11 protein-coding genes and 2 rRNA genes are annotated in these 14,468 nt (G+C 71.7%); 8 read left to right on the top strand and 5 right to left on the bottom strand.

Going from position 1 to position 14,468, the window contains the following annotated elements:
* Positions 1 to 73, top strand: a 23S ribosomal RNA gene (locus ACIHAR_RS20595); the annotation flags it as partial.
* Between the two features lie 91 nt (positions 74 to 164).
* Positions 165 to 281 (top strand): 5S ribosomal RNA (gene rrf / locus ACIHAR_RS20600).
* 109 nt (positions 282 to 390) lie between these two features.
* On the opposite strand, the gene ACIHAR_RS20605 is transcribed toward rrf, so the two are convergent.
* From ACIHAR_RS20605 to ACIHAR_RS20625, 5 genes are all read right to left on the bottom strand, one after another.
* Positions 391 to 1,701: a DUF58 domain-containing protein gene (locus ACIHAR_RS20605; protein WP_400020871.1), complete on the bottom strand. Its 1,311-nt coding sequence runs from the start codon at positions 1,699 to 1,701 to the stop codon at positions 391 to 393.
* A complete protein-coding gene (locus tag ACIHAR_RS20610; protein WP_365470990.1) occupies positions 1,701 to 2,690 on the bottom strand; it encodes a MoxR family ATPase in 990 nt (329 codons plus the stop codon). Before ACIHAR_RS20610 ends, ACIHAR_RS20605 begins: the two co-directional genes overlap by 1 nt.
* The gene (locus ACIHAR_RS20615) at positions 2,690 to 3,886 is read right to left on the bottom strand and encodes a DUF4350 domain-containing protein (RefSeq protein WP_400020874.1); all 1,197 of its coding nucleotides are present in this window, start codon (positions 3,884 to 3,886) and stop codon (positions 2,690 to 2,692) included. The genes ACIHAR_RS20610 and ACIHAR_RS20615 overlap by 1 nt, the downstream gene beginning before the upstream one ends.
* Positions 3,883 to 4,629 carry a DUF4129 domain-containing protein gene (locus tag ACIHAR_RS20620; protein ID WP_400021075.1) on the bottom strand — a complete coding sequence of 249 codons (747 nt, stop codon included), beginning with the start codon at positions 4,627 to 4,629 and terminating at the stop codon, positions 3,883 to 3,885. Before ACIHAR_RS20620 ends, ACIHAR_RS20615 begins: the two co-directional genes overlap by 4 nt.
* Before the next feature lie 106 nt (positions 4,630 to 4,735).
* The gene (locus ACIHAR_RS20625; protein WP_365470928.1) at positions 4,736 to 6,052 is read right to left on the bottom strand and encodes a glycerophosphoryl diester phosphodiesterase membrane domain-containing protein; all 1,317 of its coding nucleotides are present in this window, start codon (positions 6,050 to 6,052) and stop codon (positions 4,736 to 4,738) included.
* A gap of 140 nt (positions 6,053 to 6,192) precedes the next feature.
* Between ACIHAR_RS20625 and mtnA the strand changes: the two genes are divergently transcribed.
* The 6 genes from mtnA to hpf all read left to right on the top strand — a co-directional run bounded on the left by mtnA (position 6,193) and on the right by hpf (position 14,419).
* Positions 6,193 to 7,335 carry an S-methyl-5-thioribose-1-phosphate isomerase gene (mtnA, locus tag ACIHAR_RS20630; RefSeq protein WP_400020876.1) on the top strand — a complete coding sequence of 381 codons (1,143 nt, stop codon included), beginning with the start codon at positions 6,193 to 6,195 and terminating at the stop codon, positions 7,333 to 7,335.
* A 172-nt stretch (positions 7,336 to 7,507) separates the two neighbouring features.
* Entirely contained in the window at positions 7,508 to 8,197 is a 690-nt protein-coding gene (gene mtrA / locus ACIHAR_RS20635; protein WP_355939974.1) for a two-component system response regulator MtrA, read from the top strand.
* A 1-nt stretch (position 8,198) separates the two neighbouring features.
* On the top strand, positions 8,199 to 10,259 hold the full coding sequence (gene mtrB, locus ACIHAR_RS20640; RefSeq protein WP_400020879.1) for an MtrAB system histidine kinase MtrB: 2,061 nt from the start codon (positions 8,199 to 8,201) through the stop codon (positions 10,257 to 10,259).
* On the top strand, positions 10,249 to 12,093 hold the full coding sequence (locus ACIHAR_RS20645; RefSeq protein WP_400020881.1) for an LpqB family beta-propeller domain-containing protein: 1,845 nt from the start codon (positions 10,249 to 10,251) through the stop codon (positions 12,091 to 12,093). The genes mtrB and ACIHAR_RS20645 overlap by 11 nt, the downstream gene beginning before the upstream one ends.
* 274 nt (positions 12,094 to 12,367) lie before the next feature.
* Positions 12,368 to 13,423, top strand: a complete 1,056-nt coding sequence (locus tag ACIHAR_RS20650) for a ComF family protein (protein WP_400020883.1) — start codon at positions 12,368 to 12,370, stop codon at positions 13,421 to 13,423.
* A gap of 303 nt (positions 13,424 to 13,726) precedes the next feature.
* On the top strand, positions 13,727 to 14,419 hold the full coding sequence (gene hpf / locus ACIHAR_RS20655; protein WP_400020885.1) for a ribosome hibernation-promoting factor, HPF/YfiA family: 693 nt from the start codon (positions 13,727 to 13,729) through the stop codon (positions 14,417 to 14,419).
* Positions 14,420 to 14,468 lie beyond the last annotated feature (49 nt).

A 14,468-nucleotide genomic window follows, 5' to 3' on the forward strand; every position in this document is an offset into this window, starting at 1 on the left:
GTTGATAGGCCGGATCTGGAAGCACGGTAACGTGTGGAGGTGACCGGTACTAATAGGCCGAGGGCTTGTCCTCAGTTGCTCGCGTCCACTGTGTTGGTTCTGAAACCACGAACAGCCCCATGCCATGGTCACGGCGTGGCGCGGCGTTCACAGTTTCATAGTGTTTCGGTGGTTATAGCGTGAGGGAAACGCCCGGTTACATTCCGAACCCGGAAGCTAAGCCTTACAGCGCCGATGGTACTGCAGGGGGGACCCTGTGGGAGAGTAGGACGCCGCCGAACAATTTTTGGGAAAACCCCCGCATCGTTGATGCGGGGGTTTTCTGCGTTTATGGCATGTTGCGGACTGGGCGGTTTTCTGCGTGCTCTCGCAGGAGAGCCCGTTCTGGTCTTACAAGCGTCCTGCCGCTTTCAGTGCCAGGTAGGCATCGGCCAGGGCCGGCGCGAGCTCGTCCGGTGTGGCGTCGACGACCGTGACCCCGTGGCGGCGGAGTTGCTCGGCGGTGCGTTGGCGTTCCGTCTGGGCCTGGGCCGCTGCTGAGGCCTCGTAGACGGCATCGATGGTGCCGCGGGAGGCCGCCATGCGGGCGATGTGCGGGTCGGCCACCGAGGCGACCAGGACTGTGTGGCGTTGGGTGAGTTGTGGCAGGACCGGCAGCAGGCCCTCTTCGACGGGGGCGGCGTCAAGGGCGGTCAGAAGGATGATCAGCGAGCGGCGCGGGGTCGTACGGAGGGCTGTGGCGGTGAGGCCGTGGGCGTCGGTTTCGACCAGTTCCGGTTCGAGGCCGGCCATCGCGGTGACGAGGGACGGGAGCACGTCACGGGCGGTACGGCCCTGGACCAGGGCGCGTACGCGTCGGTCGTAGGCCAGGAGGTCGACTCGGTCGCCGGCGCGGGAGGCCAGGGCGGCCAGGAGCAGGGCGGCGTCCATGGAGGCGTCGAGTCGGGGGGCGTCTCCGACGCGGCCTGCTGAGGTACGGCCGGTGTCGAGGACGAGGAGGATGTGGCGGTCGCGTTCGGGGCGCCAGGTGCGGACGGCGACCGTTGACTGGCGGGCTGTGGCGCGCCAGTCGATGGAGCGGGTGTCGTCGCCGGGGACGTATTCGCGCAGGCTGTCGAACTCTGTGCCTTCGCCTCTGGTCAGGGCGCTGGTGCGGCCGTCGAGTTCGCGGAGACGGGCGAGCTTTGAGGGGAGGTGCTTGCGGCTGGTGAAAGGGGGGAGGACGCGTACGGTCCACGGGACTTTGTGGGTGCCCTGGCGGGAGAAGAGGCCGAGAGGGCCGTAGGAGCGGATGGTGACGCGGTCGGCTTGGCGGTCGCCGCGGCGGGTGGGGTGGAGGTGGGTGGTGAGGCGGCGGCGTTCGCCGGCGGGGACCGTGAGCTGGTGGCGGGAGGCGGGGATCTCTGTGCCGGGCTGCCAGCTGCTGGGGGGCCAGGCGTCGCGCAGGCGTGCGCGGAGGCGGCGGCGGGACGGGTTGGTGATCGTGAGGGTGACGTTCGCGTTGTCGCCGAGGCGTACGGAGGTGTCGCCGGAGCGGGTGAGGCGCAAGCGGCGTACGGGGGCTGACAGGGCGAAGTCGCAGGCGCAGGCGGCGGCCAGGGGTGCGTTGACGGCGAGGATGCCGGTCCAGCTGGGGTCCCAGATACCGACGGGGAGGGAGCCGAGGGCCGCGAGGAGGGCGGCGCGTCCGGTGAGAGCCATCAGCGGGGGACGGGGACGTGGGTGAGGATCGCGTTGATGACGGAGTCGGCGGTGACGCCTTCCATTTCGGCCTCCGGGCGGAGTTGGACGCGGTGGCGGAGGGTGGGCAGGGCGAGGGCTTTGACGTCGTCGGGGATCACGTAGTCGCGGCCGGTCAGCCAGGCCCAGGCGCGTGAGGTGGCCAGGAGGGCTGTCGCGCCTCGCGGGGAGACCCCGAGGGTGAGGGAGGGCGATTCGCGGGTGGCGCGGCAGATGTCGACGACGTAGGCGGTGATCTCGGGGGAGATCGTCGTCTTGGCGACCGCGGCGCGGGCGGCTTCGAGGTCGGCGGATCCTGCCACGGGGCGTACGCCGGCGGCGCGCAGGTCGCGGGGGTTGAAGCCCTCGGCGTGGCGGGTGAGGACGTCGATCTCGTCCTGGCGGGAGGGCAGCGGGACGGTGAGTTTCAGGAGGAAACGGTCCAGCTGGGCTTCGGGGAGGGGATAGGTGCCCTCGTATTCGACCGGGTTCTGGGTCGCGGCGACCAGGAAGGGGTCAGGGAGGGGGCGCGGGGTGCCGTCGACGGTGACCTGGCGTTCCTCCATGGCTTCGAGGAGGGAGGACTGGGTCTTCGGCGGGGTGCGGTTGATCTCGTCGGCGAGGAGGAGGTTGGTGAAGACCGGGCCGGGCTGGAAGGAGAACTCGGCGGTGCGGGTGTCGTAGACGAGGGAGCCGGTGACGTCGCTGGGCATGAGGTCGGGGGTGAACTGGACGCGTTTCGTGTCGAGTTCGAGGGCGGCGGCGAGGGCGCGGACGAGCAGTGTTTTGGCGACGCCCGGCACTCCTTCGAGGAGAACGTGTCCGCGGCAGAGGAGGGCGACGACGAGACCGGTCACGGCGGGGTCCTGGCCGACCACGGCCTTGGCGATCTCGGCGCGCAGGGCTTCCAGGGAGGCGCGGGCGCTGCCCGGGTCCCCGGTGATCCCGGCGTTGTCAGTGGTCGGGTCCATCATGGACGGCGTACCTCTCTTTCGAGGGCGTCGAGTTGGTCGGCGAGGGCGATCAGGGTCCTGTCGTCGCCGGGTGGCGGGCCGAAGAGGAGGGGGTGCAGCAACTGTCCGTCGCCGTTCAGGTGGGCGGACAGGGCGGGGATGAGGGCCTCGGGCGTGTGCGCCTGGGTGACGGGGACGCCTACGAGGGGGGCGAGGCGGGTGCGGGTGGTGGAGCGAAGAGCGGCGGCCGCGCGGTCGCGGGCGTTGGATTTGCGGTAGAGGCGGGCGCGGCCTTCGACGGTTTCGGAGGCGCGGATCGCCACGGGGAGTTTTTCGGGCACCAGGGGGCCGAGCCGGCGTGCCCGCCAGAGGGCGGCGAGGGCTGCCGCGACGAAGAGCTGCAGGGTGCCCCAGAGCCAGCCGGAGGGGAGCAGTTCGAAGAAGCTCTTCTCGTCGTCCGGGTCGGTGGCGGTGGTGTCGGAGAGTGTGGGGAGGTACCAGACCAGATGGGGGCGGGAGCCGAGGAGTTGGAGGGCGAGCGAGGCGTTGCCCTGCTCGTCGAGGCGGTCGTTGTGGAGGATGTCGGGGGCGCCGAGGATGACCGTGTCGCCGTTGCCGGAGGTGGTGGGGATGCGCAGGAGGGTGGCGAGGCGGTTGCTGGGGTAGCACTCGTCGGCTTCGAGGTGGGTGGTGGTGTAGCGGATGCCGCCCGTTTCGGCGGGGCCGGCGCTGCGGGCTGCGGGCAGGGTGCAGCGGGGGGAGAGCGTGGCGGCCCGGCTGGTGGCGGGGTCCGCGGTGACGCCGGGGGCGAGCGTTTCGACGGACCAGCTGCCGGGGGCGACGAGGACGGTGCGGCCGTCGGAGTCCGCCATGGCCGTGTGCAGCTGTCGTTGTTGGCGTTCCGTCAGAAGGTCGGGGCCGGCGACCAGGAGGGTGGTCTCGGGGGTGGTCGCGGCGCGGGCCTCGGCCAGGGTGGTGACGACGCGGGTGGTGACGCCGCGGTCGGAGAGGAGTTCGGCGACGGCGCGGCTGCCGGAAGGATCGGCGGAGCGCGGGTCGAGGACGCCGTGTCGGGCGTCGGAGCGGAGCACGGCGAGGGCGACGGCCCCGGCCAGGAGGAACGCGAAGGCGAGTGCGATCCCTCGCGTGCGGGTCCACAGGTGGCGGGCCGTGGGCGAGGCCGAGGTGGACGAGAGCGGGGCCTCGGTCGTCATTCGGCGGCTCCCTGGCGGGTGTGGTGGTCCGCAGTGCGGGCGCTGCTGTGGGCGAGCTGGGGTTTGGTGCTGTCCAGGGCGCGGTCGAGGCCGGCGATGCGGTGGTACGTCTCCTCGGTCACCGTGCGGCCGCCGTATGTGACGTCGTCGAAGTCGCGGGCGGCCGCGCGCAGCCGGTCGGCGTGGGACGGCAGGGTGCGACCTGCCTCCGCGGCGGCTTCGTCGGCGGTGCGGCCGGGGCGGATGTCGAGGAGGGCGCGCTCCTCCAGGGAGCGGACGATGGCACGCATGCGTTCCTGGACGGCCCGGTTCCAGTGGCCCTGGACGGCGTGGGCCTCCGCGGCGGCGCGGTGGTCGGCGGCGCTGCGGGGACGGTCGTCGAAGAGAGTGGCGGAGGAGACGGGTCGGCGGCGCGGGGTGCCGAGGCGCCACCACACGGCGGCCAGGGCGGCGACGACGGCGAGGACGATGACGATCAGGCCGAGTGTGCCGCCCGGGGCGGCGGTGGAGGCGGCGCCGAACAGCTTGTCGATCCAGTCCCAGAGAGTGCTCAGGGCGCGCTCGAACAGGCTGGGGTCGTTCTCGTGGTATTGCCGTTCGGACAGTTCGCGCCGGGCTGCTTCCCGTGCGGGGTCACGCGGGATCGTCAGCGGGGGCTCGTCGTCGGAGCGCACCCATGACAGGGCGGTGGCGTCGCCGAGCCGCAGCAGGCCGTGTGCCGCGCCGTCGGCGGCGCGTGACAGGGCCGCCGGGGCCCAGGCGTCCGTGCCGGGCGGTGTGGACGCGGGTGCGCCGCCGCCCGGCAGGACCGGTGCCGCTGTGAGAACTGCGCCCGCCGGGCTCACCGCATCAGCCCGCAGGGGTGGCGCCGGGGGAGGGGGACCCGTAGCCCTGGACGCCGGCGGCGCGGGCCAGGTCCAGGTCGAGGGCCTCGCGGCGGATGCGCATGTCGATGTACAGGAGGACGCTGACGCCCGCCGTGATCGGGAAGGTGATCAGGGAGCCGATCACGGAGCCGACACCGCTGACGATGAGGTACGTCCACCCGAGTTCGCTGCTGCCGTCGGCGAAGGCGCCGAGACCGCCCTCGCTCAGGGCCGCACCCAGGAGGGCGAAGGGGACGGCGACGATCATCGCGACGATGTTCGCGATGAGCAGGGAGAGCAGCTGGATGCCGAAGATCCGCCACCAGGAGCCGCGCACGAGCTTCACGGAGCGGCTCAGGGACTTCCTGATGCCTTGCTTCTCCAGCATCAGGGCGGGATAGGCGAGGCAGAAGCGGACCAGCAGCCACACCACGACGACGGACGCGGCGATGATTCCCAGGGCCGACAGTCCGTCGCCTGCGGCGCCGTCCACCAGCAGGCCGGGCAGGATGCCCACGGCGAGGACGCCGACCATGATCAGAAGCAGCAGGAAGATCAGGCCGAACAGCCTCAGCACCTGGGGGCGGGCGTCACGCCAGGCCTCACCGGTGGTGACCGGCTTGCCGAGCACGGCGCGACTGGTGACGGTCGTCAGGAGAGCGGTGGCCAGGATCGTGCCGATCATGGCGATCAGGGCGACGACACCGGAGCTCAGCATGACGTCGCCCATGGCGCGGGTCTGCTCGTCGAGGGTGGCGCTCGGGTCGGTGAGAGCGGCCGTGCTCGTGGCCTCCTTCAGGACCAGACCCTGGAGCAGGACGACGATGACCTCGACGAAGACGGCGACCGTCAGCGAGATGCCGAGGACCGTGCGCCAGTGGGTGCGCATGGTGGAGACAGCGCCGTCCAGGATCTCGCCCACACCGAGCGGGCGGAGCGGGATCACGCCGGGCTTGGCCGCGGGCGGGGGGCCGCCCCAGCCTCCGGGAGCGCCGTAGCCGCCGTAGCCCCCGTATCCACCGGGGCCTGCCGGGCCGCCGTGTCCGCCCGGCGGGCGGGGGCCCCAGCCCGGGCCGGGCGGAGGAGGTGGCGGCTGCGCGGGGTTCTGGGCTCCTGTGGGGGCGGACCACTGGGCCGGGGGCGGCTGCTCCTGCGACCACTTCGTGCCGGGGCGCTCAGGGTTCGCGGCCGGCTGGTCCTCGGGTCGGGTGCCGCCGGGCTCGGCAGGGTGGGACGCCCCGGGCTCCTGTCCGTCGGAGGGGGTGGATCCGGGCGAGGCCCAGCCCGGAGTGTCTTTCATCGTCGCTCCTTCACGGTGCCCGTCCGCGGTCGCGGCGGCAGGTTGGGAGCCATCGTGCCATGGGGTGGTCATCGACGGACCGGCCGCGGTCGGGGCTGCACACCTTCAATTGTCCGCCGGATAACGGGCAGACTGACCGCATGGCTGATCAGTACGCGCAACCCGGCGAGGACAAGCGGCCCACCGACATACCGGCGATCCGTTGGGAGGAGCCACCCGAAGGTCCCGTACTGCTGCTCCTGGACCAGACGAGGCTGCCGGCCGAGGAGGTCGAACTGGTCTGTACGGACGCGTCCGCGCTGGTGGAGGCGATCCGTTCGCTCGCCGTGCGGGGGGCGCCGCTGCTCGGCATCGCCGGGGCGTACGGCGTCGCGCTCGCCGCCGCGCGCGGCTTCGACGTGGACGAGGCCGCGGTCGCGCTCGAGGGCGCCCGGCCCACCGCGGTGAACCTGTCCGTCGGCGTGCGCCGGGCCCGCTCCGCCTACCGGGCGGAGCTCGCCAGGGGCGGTGACGCCGAGCAGGCCGCCCGGGCCGCGCTGGCCGCCGCGCGACAGCTGCACCGGGAGGACGCCGAGGCGAGTAGGCGGATGGCGGAGCACGGGCTGGCGCTCCTCGACGAACTGCTGCCCGGTGGCGGGCACCGGATCCTCACGCACTGCAACACCGGCTCGCTGGTGTCGGGTGGCGAGGGGACGGCGTTCGCGGTGGCGCTCGGGGCGCACCGCACCGGCCGGCTGCGACGGCTGTGGGTGGACGAGACCCGTCCCCTGCTGCAGGGCGCCCGTCTGACGGCGTACGAGGCGGCCCGCAACGGCATGGCGTACACCCTGCTCACGGACAACGCGGCGGGTTCCCTGTTCGCGGCCGGAGAGGTGGACGCGGTGCTGATCGGGGCGGACCGCGTCGCGGCCGACGGCTCGGTGGCGAACAAGGTGGGCAGCTATCCGCTCGCGGTGCTCGCCCGGTACCACCACGTGCCGTTCGTCGTGGTGGCGCCGGTGACGACGGTGGACCTGGACACGCCCGACGGTGCGTCGATCGAGGTGGAGCAGCGTCCCGGATTCGAGGTGACGGAGGTGACCGCGCCGCAGGTGCCGGTGTCGGGGCCGGGGGGCGGGAGTCCGGTCGCGCCCCTGGGGACCCAGGCGTACAACCCGGCGTTCGACGTGACACCGCCCGAGCTGGTGACGGCGATCGTCACGGAGGAAGGCGTCATCTCGCCGGTGACGGCGGAGGGGCTGGCCGAGCTGTGTGCCCGGTCGAGCCGGGCGACGACCGGCTGACGGCGGGGCCGAAAGCGGTCGTACCTCGTCCGCGCCCCCAGGTTTTCCGGCCGCTGTGCCGTCACGGGCACGGCGGCGACGGGCGGGGGCAGACAGTGACGGTTCCCTACGACTATCGTCACGGGCCAGTGACCCTGCTCACCAGCGCCACTGTCACTGTTATGAGAATGGGATGATGTCGTTTATGAAGGGACGAGTCCTTGTCGTCGACGACGACTCCGCACTGGCCGAGATGCTCGGTATCGTGCTGCGTGGTGAAGGTTTTGAGCCGTCTTTCGTAGCCGACGGCGACAAGGCGCTGGCCGCTTTCCGTGAGGCCAAACCCGACCTGGTGCTGCTGGACCTGATGCTGCCCGGCCGGGACGGCATCGAGGTGTGCCGCCTGATCAGGGCGGAATCCGGGGTGCCGATCGTGATGCTCACGGCCAAGAGCGACACCGTCGACGTCGTCGTCGGACTGGAGTCCGGCGCCGACGACTACATCGTGAAGCCCTTCAAGCCGAAGGAGCTCGTCGCCCGGATCCGGGCGCGGCTGCGGAGGTCGGAGGAGCCCGCCCCGGAGCAGCTCGCCATCGGTGACCTCGTCATCGACGTGGCCGGACACTCCGTGAAGCGGGACGGGCAGTCGATCGCGCTGACGCCGCTCGAGTTCGACCTGCTGGTCGCGCTGGCGCGCAAGCCGTGGCAGGTGTTCACGCGCGAGGTGCTGCTGGAGCAGGTGTGGGGCTACCGGCACGCGGCCGACACCCGTCTGGTCAACGTGCATGTGCAGCGGCTGCGTTCCAAGGTCGAGAAGGACCCGGAACGGCCGGAGATCGTGGTGACCGTCCGTGGCGTCGGATACAAGGCAGGGCCGAGCTGACATGTCCGGAGACAGTGCCGCTTCGGCCCCCGGCCGGTCCGGGGCCCGCACGGGGCGGCCTGTCGGCCGGAAGAGGGCGGGCTCCCGCCTCGGACACCTCTTCGACGGCGGGCTGCTGCACGGCGGGATCCACAACAGCCCCGTCCTGAGGCTGCTGCTGCGCTGGATACGCCGGCCGCTGCTGCCCGTCATGCGGCTGTGGCGGCGCAACATCCAGCTCAGGGTCGTCGTCACCACCCTGCTGATGTCACTGGGCGTCGTGCTGCTGCTGGGCTTCGTCGTCATCGGGCAGGTGCGCAACGGGCTGCTCGACGCCAAGGTCAAGGCCTCGCAGAGCCAGGCCACCGGCGGATTCGCCGTCGCCAAACAGAAGGCCGACGAGGCGGCCGGCGCGGCCGCGGGCGACGGGACCGCGGTGGACGGCCGGTCCTCCCAGAACGTCATCCAGTGGATGAGCGAACTCGTGTCCTCGCTCTCCAGCGGCGGCCAGGGCGCCTTCGACGTCGTGACGCTGCCCCCCGGCGACGACAGCGGCGGCGGCCGCGGGCCGCGCGCCTCCGGCGACGTCAAGCCCACCAAGAGCATTCCCGAAGCCCTGCGCACCCGCATCAACACCAGCACCGGCGCCGCCCAGAGCTACACCCGCATCATCTACGGCGACGACAGGGAGTCCCAGCCCGCACTGGTCATCGGCAAACAGGTCAACGACCCCAACGGCGACCCCTACGAGCTGTACTACCTGTTCCCGCTGACCCAGGAGGAGAAGTCCCTCAGCCTGGTCAAGGGCACCCTCGCCACCGCCGGGCTCTTCGTCGTCGTACTCCTCGGAGCCATCGCCTGGCTCGTCGTGCGGCAGGTCGTCACACCCGTGCGGATGGCGGCCGGGATCGCCGAGCGACTGTCCGCGGGACGCCTCCAGGAACGGATGAAGGTCACCGGCGAGGACGACATCGCACGGCTCGGCGAGGCCTTCAACAAGATGGCGCAGAACCTCCAGCAGAAGATCAACCAGCTGGAGGACCTGTCCCGCATGCAGCGCCGCTTCGTCTCCGACGTCTCGCACGAACTGCGCACGCCGCTGACGACCGTACGGATGGCCGCCGACGTCATCCACGAGGCACGCGAGGACTTCGACCCCGTGACCGCGCGGTCCGCCGAACTCCTCGCCGACCAGCTCGACCGCTTCGAGTCGCTGCTCGCCGACCTGCTCGAGATCAGCCGCTTCGACGCCGGCGCCGCAGCCCTGGAAGCCGAACCGATCGACCTGCGGGACGTCGTGCGCCGCGTCGTCAGCGGAGCCGCGCCGCTCGCCGACCGCAAGGGCACGACCATACGGATACTCGGCGACCAGCAACCCGTCGTCGCCGAAGCCGACGCACGCCGCGTGGAGCGCGTCCTGCGCAACCTCGTCGTCAACGCCGTCGAACACGGTGAGGGCGAAGACGTCGTCGTCAAGCTCGCCTCGGCGGGCGGCGCGGTCGCCGTCGCGGTACGCGACTACGGCGTCGGACTCAAGCCCGGCGAGGCCACCCGCGTGTTCAGCCGCTTCTGGCGGGCCGACCCGGCACGCGCGCGTACCACGGGCGGCACGGGCCTCGGACTGTCGATCGCCCTGGAGGACGCCCGGCTGCACGGCGGCTGGCTGCAGGCCTGGGGCGAACCCGGCGGCGGCTCGCAGTTCCGCCTGACCCTCCCCAGGACCGCCGACGAGCCACTGCGGGGCTCGCCGATACCCCTGGAACCCAAGGACTCACGCCGTAACCGGGGGCTCGACGAAGCCGGCCTGCCGCGCGGCGGAGGCGAGAAGAGCGCCACCGTGCCCGTACAGCCCGCCGGCGAGCAGCGGGCCCCGCTCGCACCCCGCCTGGCCACGGTCGCCCCCACCGCCGACCCCACGGCCCTGCCCGGCAACGGCGCACGCGTCGTCCCCCGGCCCGCCACCGGCGCACGCCGACAGGACGAGCCGCCCGCCACCGGCACGCCACACGACGACACACCGGAACGGACGGACGCGGAATCCAAGGGCTCCGTACAGCAAGGGGAGGCATTTCGTGGTCGCTGACCGCGAGGGAGGGCACCGGCGCACGCCGGGGCGCGCGGCCGGGCGCACAGCGGTGTACGCCACCTGTGGCGCCGTACTGCTGGCAGGGTGCGCCTCGATGCCCGACAGCGGGGACCTGCGAGGTGTGGAATCCACCCCTCGCCAGGACACACAGGTGCGGGTCTTCGCGATGCCGCCCGGCGAAGACGCACCGCCCTCCGAGATCGTCCAGGGCTTCCTCGAAGCGCTGACCAGCGACGACCCGCGCTTCTCCACCGCCCGCCAGTACCTGACCAGCAGGGCCGCCCAGCGCTGGGAGCCGGAACGCTCCACCACGGTCCTCGCCGACGGGCCGGGCACCGAGGCCAGCCAGCCCGGCGACCGTGAGAACGGCGACGACTACACCTTCACCCTGACCGGCACCAAGATCGCCACCGTCGACGCACAGCAGTCGTACGCCCCCGCATCCGGCGACTACCGGCAGACCGTGCACCTCACGCGCGACAAGAAGACCCGGCAGTGGCGCATCGACGCCCTGCCCCAAGGCGTCGTCATGGGCAGGTCGGACTTCCAGCGCAACTACATGTCCGTCAACAAGTACTACTTCGCCTCCAACACCACCTCCGCCGGCTCCGACCAGCCCATGGCCGTCGCCGATCCCGTCTACGTGCGCGAACGCGTCGACCCCATGACCCAGATGGTGCGCTCCCTGCTCAACGGGCCCACCAGCTGGCTGCGGCCCGTCGTCAGATCGAGCTTCCCCACCGGCACCGCACTCTCCAAGGACGTCACCTCCCTCACCCCCGACGACCGGAACAAACTCACCGTCCCGCTCAACGACAAGGCGGCCGGCATCGGGCACGGCAAGTGCGACGAAATGGCCGCCCAACTGCTGTTCACGCTGCAGAGCCTCACCCAGACCGTCGACGAGATCGAACTGCGGGCGGGCGGCAGACAACTGTGCGTCCTCGGCGACGACCGGGCCACCGCCGTGGCCGACCGCGGCGCGGAGACCAACCCCGACTACCTGTACTTCATCGACGGCGGCCACCGGCTGGTCCGCATGACCAACCACGGCGGCAACAGCGTCAGGCCCGAGCCCGTGCCCGGAGCACTCGGCGACGGCAGCAAGGCGCTGCGGTCCGTGGCCGTGGCACGCGACGAACACAGCGCCGCCGGAGTCGCCCTCGACGGCAAGGCCCTCTACGTCGCCCCGACGATCGCCGGCAGCACCCTCGGCGAACCCGCCCTGCAGAGCAAGGGCAAGACCGAGGCCGACCGGCTCACCACACCCAGCTGGGACGCCCAGGGCGACCTGTGGGTCGCCGACCGCGACCCCGCCGCCCCACGGCTGCTCCTGCTGGAGAAGGGCGGCGGCCAGCCCGTGAACGTGCTCACCCCCGGCCTGGACGGGCGGATCAACGCCGTACGGGTCGCCGCCGACGGCGTACGGATCGCCCTCGTCGTGGACAAGAACGGCACCCAGTCCCTGCTCATCGGGCGCATCGAACGCGACAGGACCGGAGAACAGCCCACCGTCTCCGTCCAGGAACTGCGCTCGGCGACACCCGACCTGGAACAGGTCACCGCCATGTCCTGGGCCGCGGACAGCCGCCTCGTCGTCGTCGGGCGCGAGTCGGGCGGAGTCGAGCAGGTGCAGTACGTGCAGTGCGACGGCTCCATCCCCGAGACGGGAGCACTGCCCGGTCTCACCAAGGTGACCAGCATCGCCGCCTCCGAGGACAGCGACGCCCCGCTCTTCGCCACCTCCGAGGACGGGCTGCTGTGGCTGCCCGGGGGGAGCGGATGGCGGACAGTGAAGGAGACGGCTTCGGTGGCGTTCTATCCGGGGTGATTCGGGCTATGGGCCGGACGGGACTGGTTATGGGCCGGGCCGGATGGGTTATGCGCCCGACTGGACGGGTTATGGGCCAGGTCGGATGGGTTATGGACCGGGTCGGATGGGTTATGGACCGGGTCGGATGGGGCGTTCATCGTCTCGGCTGACATGTGTGGCTGACATGTGTGCTCGAAGGGCTGACCATTCTCCGGTCAGCCCTTCGCCAGTTTTCCACAGACGTTTTCCACAGGGGTGGTCAGCGGGTGCCGGCACCGGCACAGTGGTGGACGTGGAAGGCGTCCGACGGTGGTGGCAGGAACTGACCGGCCTGGTGCTGCCGGCCGAGTGCGGCGGCTGCGGGCGCGCCCGTACGGTGCTCTGCCCCGAGTGCCGCGCCACCCTCTGCGGCAGCCCCCCGCGCCGGGTGCGGCCGGTGCCCGAGCCGGCCGGGCTGCCCGCCGTCCACGCGGCCGCCCGGTACGCGGACGAAGTGCGGGCCGTGCTGCTCGCCCACAAGGAACGAGGGGCGCTGGGGCTGGCGCGACCGTTGGGGGTGGCGTTGGCGGGGGCGGTGTGGGAGGGGTTGGGGGAGGTGGGGGAGGGGGAGGGGCCCCCACCCCTCGGAAACGTACTCCTCGTCCCCCTCCCCTCCACCCCCCGATCCGTCCGAGCCCGAGGCCACGACCCCGCCCGTCGTATCGCCCTCGCGGCGGCCGGTGAGCTGCGCAGGGCGGGGGCGTCGGTGCGGGTGGCCGCGGTGCTGCGGCAGCGGCGCGCCGTGGCCGACCAGTCGGGGCTCAACTCGCGGCAGCGGCTGGAGAACCTGGTGGGCGCGCTCGCGGTGGTGCCCGGTGGTGCGCGGGTGCTGTGCGGCGGTTCGGTGGTACTCGTGGACGACCTGATCACCACAGGTGCGTCCCTCGCGGAGGCGGCGCGTGCCGTGCGCGTGGCGGTGGCGCAGGAGCGGGCGGCCGCCGGGGCAAGGGAGGGTGACCAGGCCGCGGCGACGACGGCGGGTGAGGAGGCTGTCAGGGTGACGCCGGGTGAGCGGGCGGCCCGGGCGACCGCGACCACGACGGCGACCGGGAACGCTGCGGCGAGTACGGGCGCGCGGCGAGCCGGGGCGTTCGCGTGGACGGATCGTGCGGAAGGCGCGAGGGCCGTGTACGGAGGCGTGACTCGGGAAGGCAGAGGGGTACGGCCGTCCGGAGCACGGGAGGGAGGTGCGCGTGGGGTGCCGACGGGGCCCGCGGGCGTCGGCCATGCGGGTGACGTGGTGTGTGCGGCCGTAGTGGCGGCACCGCCGGACGCTTTCGAAATAAACCGGAACTGCCGCAGAAGTTGAGTCGTTGCAGGGAATGAGAGGGCCAATTCACCTGAACGGAGGTACGCCGCAGTAGAGGGTGACGACATCCGTCCGGGCGAGATATGTTCGGTTGTGAGGGAAAGCCGCAGGCCACACCTCTCAATTTCGAATGCCGTGCTGCGGTTTTCGGCTATCACCCGCAGCACCTGGGGTGGAGATCTCGCCGATGGGGGAGGAGGAGGTGGAAGTCACCGAGTCCGAGGTTCCGGAGCTCACCGGAGCCTGGTGCAAAAGGGAGATGCTCCGCCGTTGATGTGGAGCGATCCGGGAACGGAGTTCTGCGTGGACATCGTCGTCAAGGGCCGCAAGACCGAGGTGCCCGAGCGGTTCCGCAAGCACGTGGCCGAGAAGCTGAAGCTGGAGAAGATCCAGAGGCTCGATGCCAAGGTGATCAGCCTCGACGTCGAGGTGTCCAAGGAGCCCAATCCGCGACAGGCGGACCGCAGCGATCGAGTGGAGATCACGCTCCGCTCCCGCGGTCCGGTGATCCGGGCGGAGGCAGCGGCCAGTGACCCGTACGCGGCACTCGACCTGGCGGCGGAGAAGCTGGACGCCCAGCTGCGCAAGCAGCACGACAAGCGTTACACGCGACGCGGCACACGCCGGCTCTCGGCAGCGGAGGTCCCCGACCACGTCCCAGGCGTCGCGACCCTCGGCGGCAACGGCCGCCCCGTCCCGGCCGAAGAGGCCGAGAGGGTGCCCACGAAGAAGGTCGGCTCGCTCGAGGTGCAGGGCGACGGCCCCCTCGTGGTGCGCGAGAAGACCCACGTCGCCGCACCGATGACCCTTGACCAGGCTCTCTACGAGATGGAGCTGGTCGGGCACGACTTCTACCTCTTCGTCGACTCCGAGACGAAGGAACCCAGCGTCGTCTACCGGCGGCACGCCTACGACTACGGTGTGATCCACCTCAGGACGGACACGATGGTCACGCAGGCGCACGCGCCCGAGGCGGGCGGCGCGCTGGGCGGCTGACCCGGTGCGGTGACAGCGGAGCAGGTGCCCCTGGAGCGCTTGTGCGCCC

It is taken from the genome of Streptomyces sp. NPDC052016 (assembly GCF_044548445.1).
GTDB lineage: Bacteria > Actinomycetota > Actinomycetes > Streptomycetales > Streptomycetaceae > Streptomyces.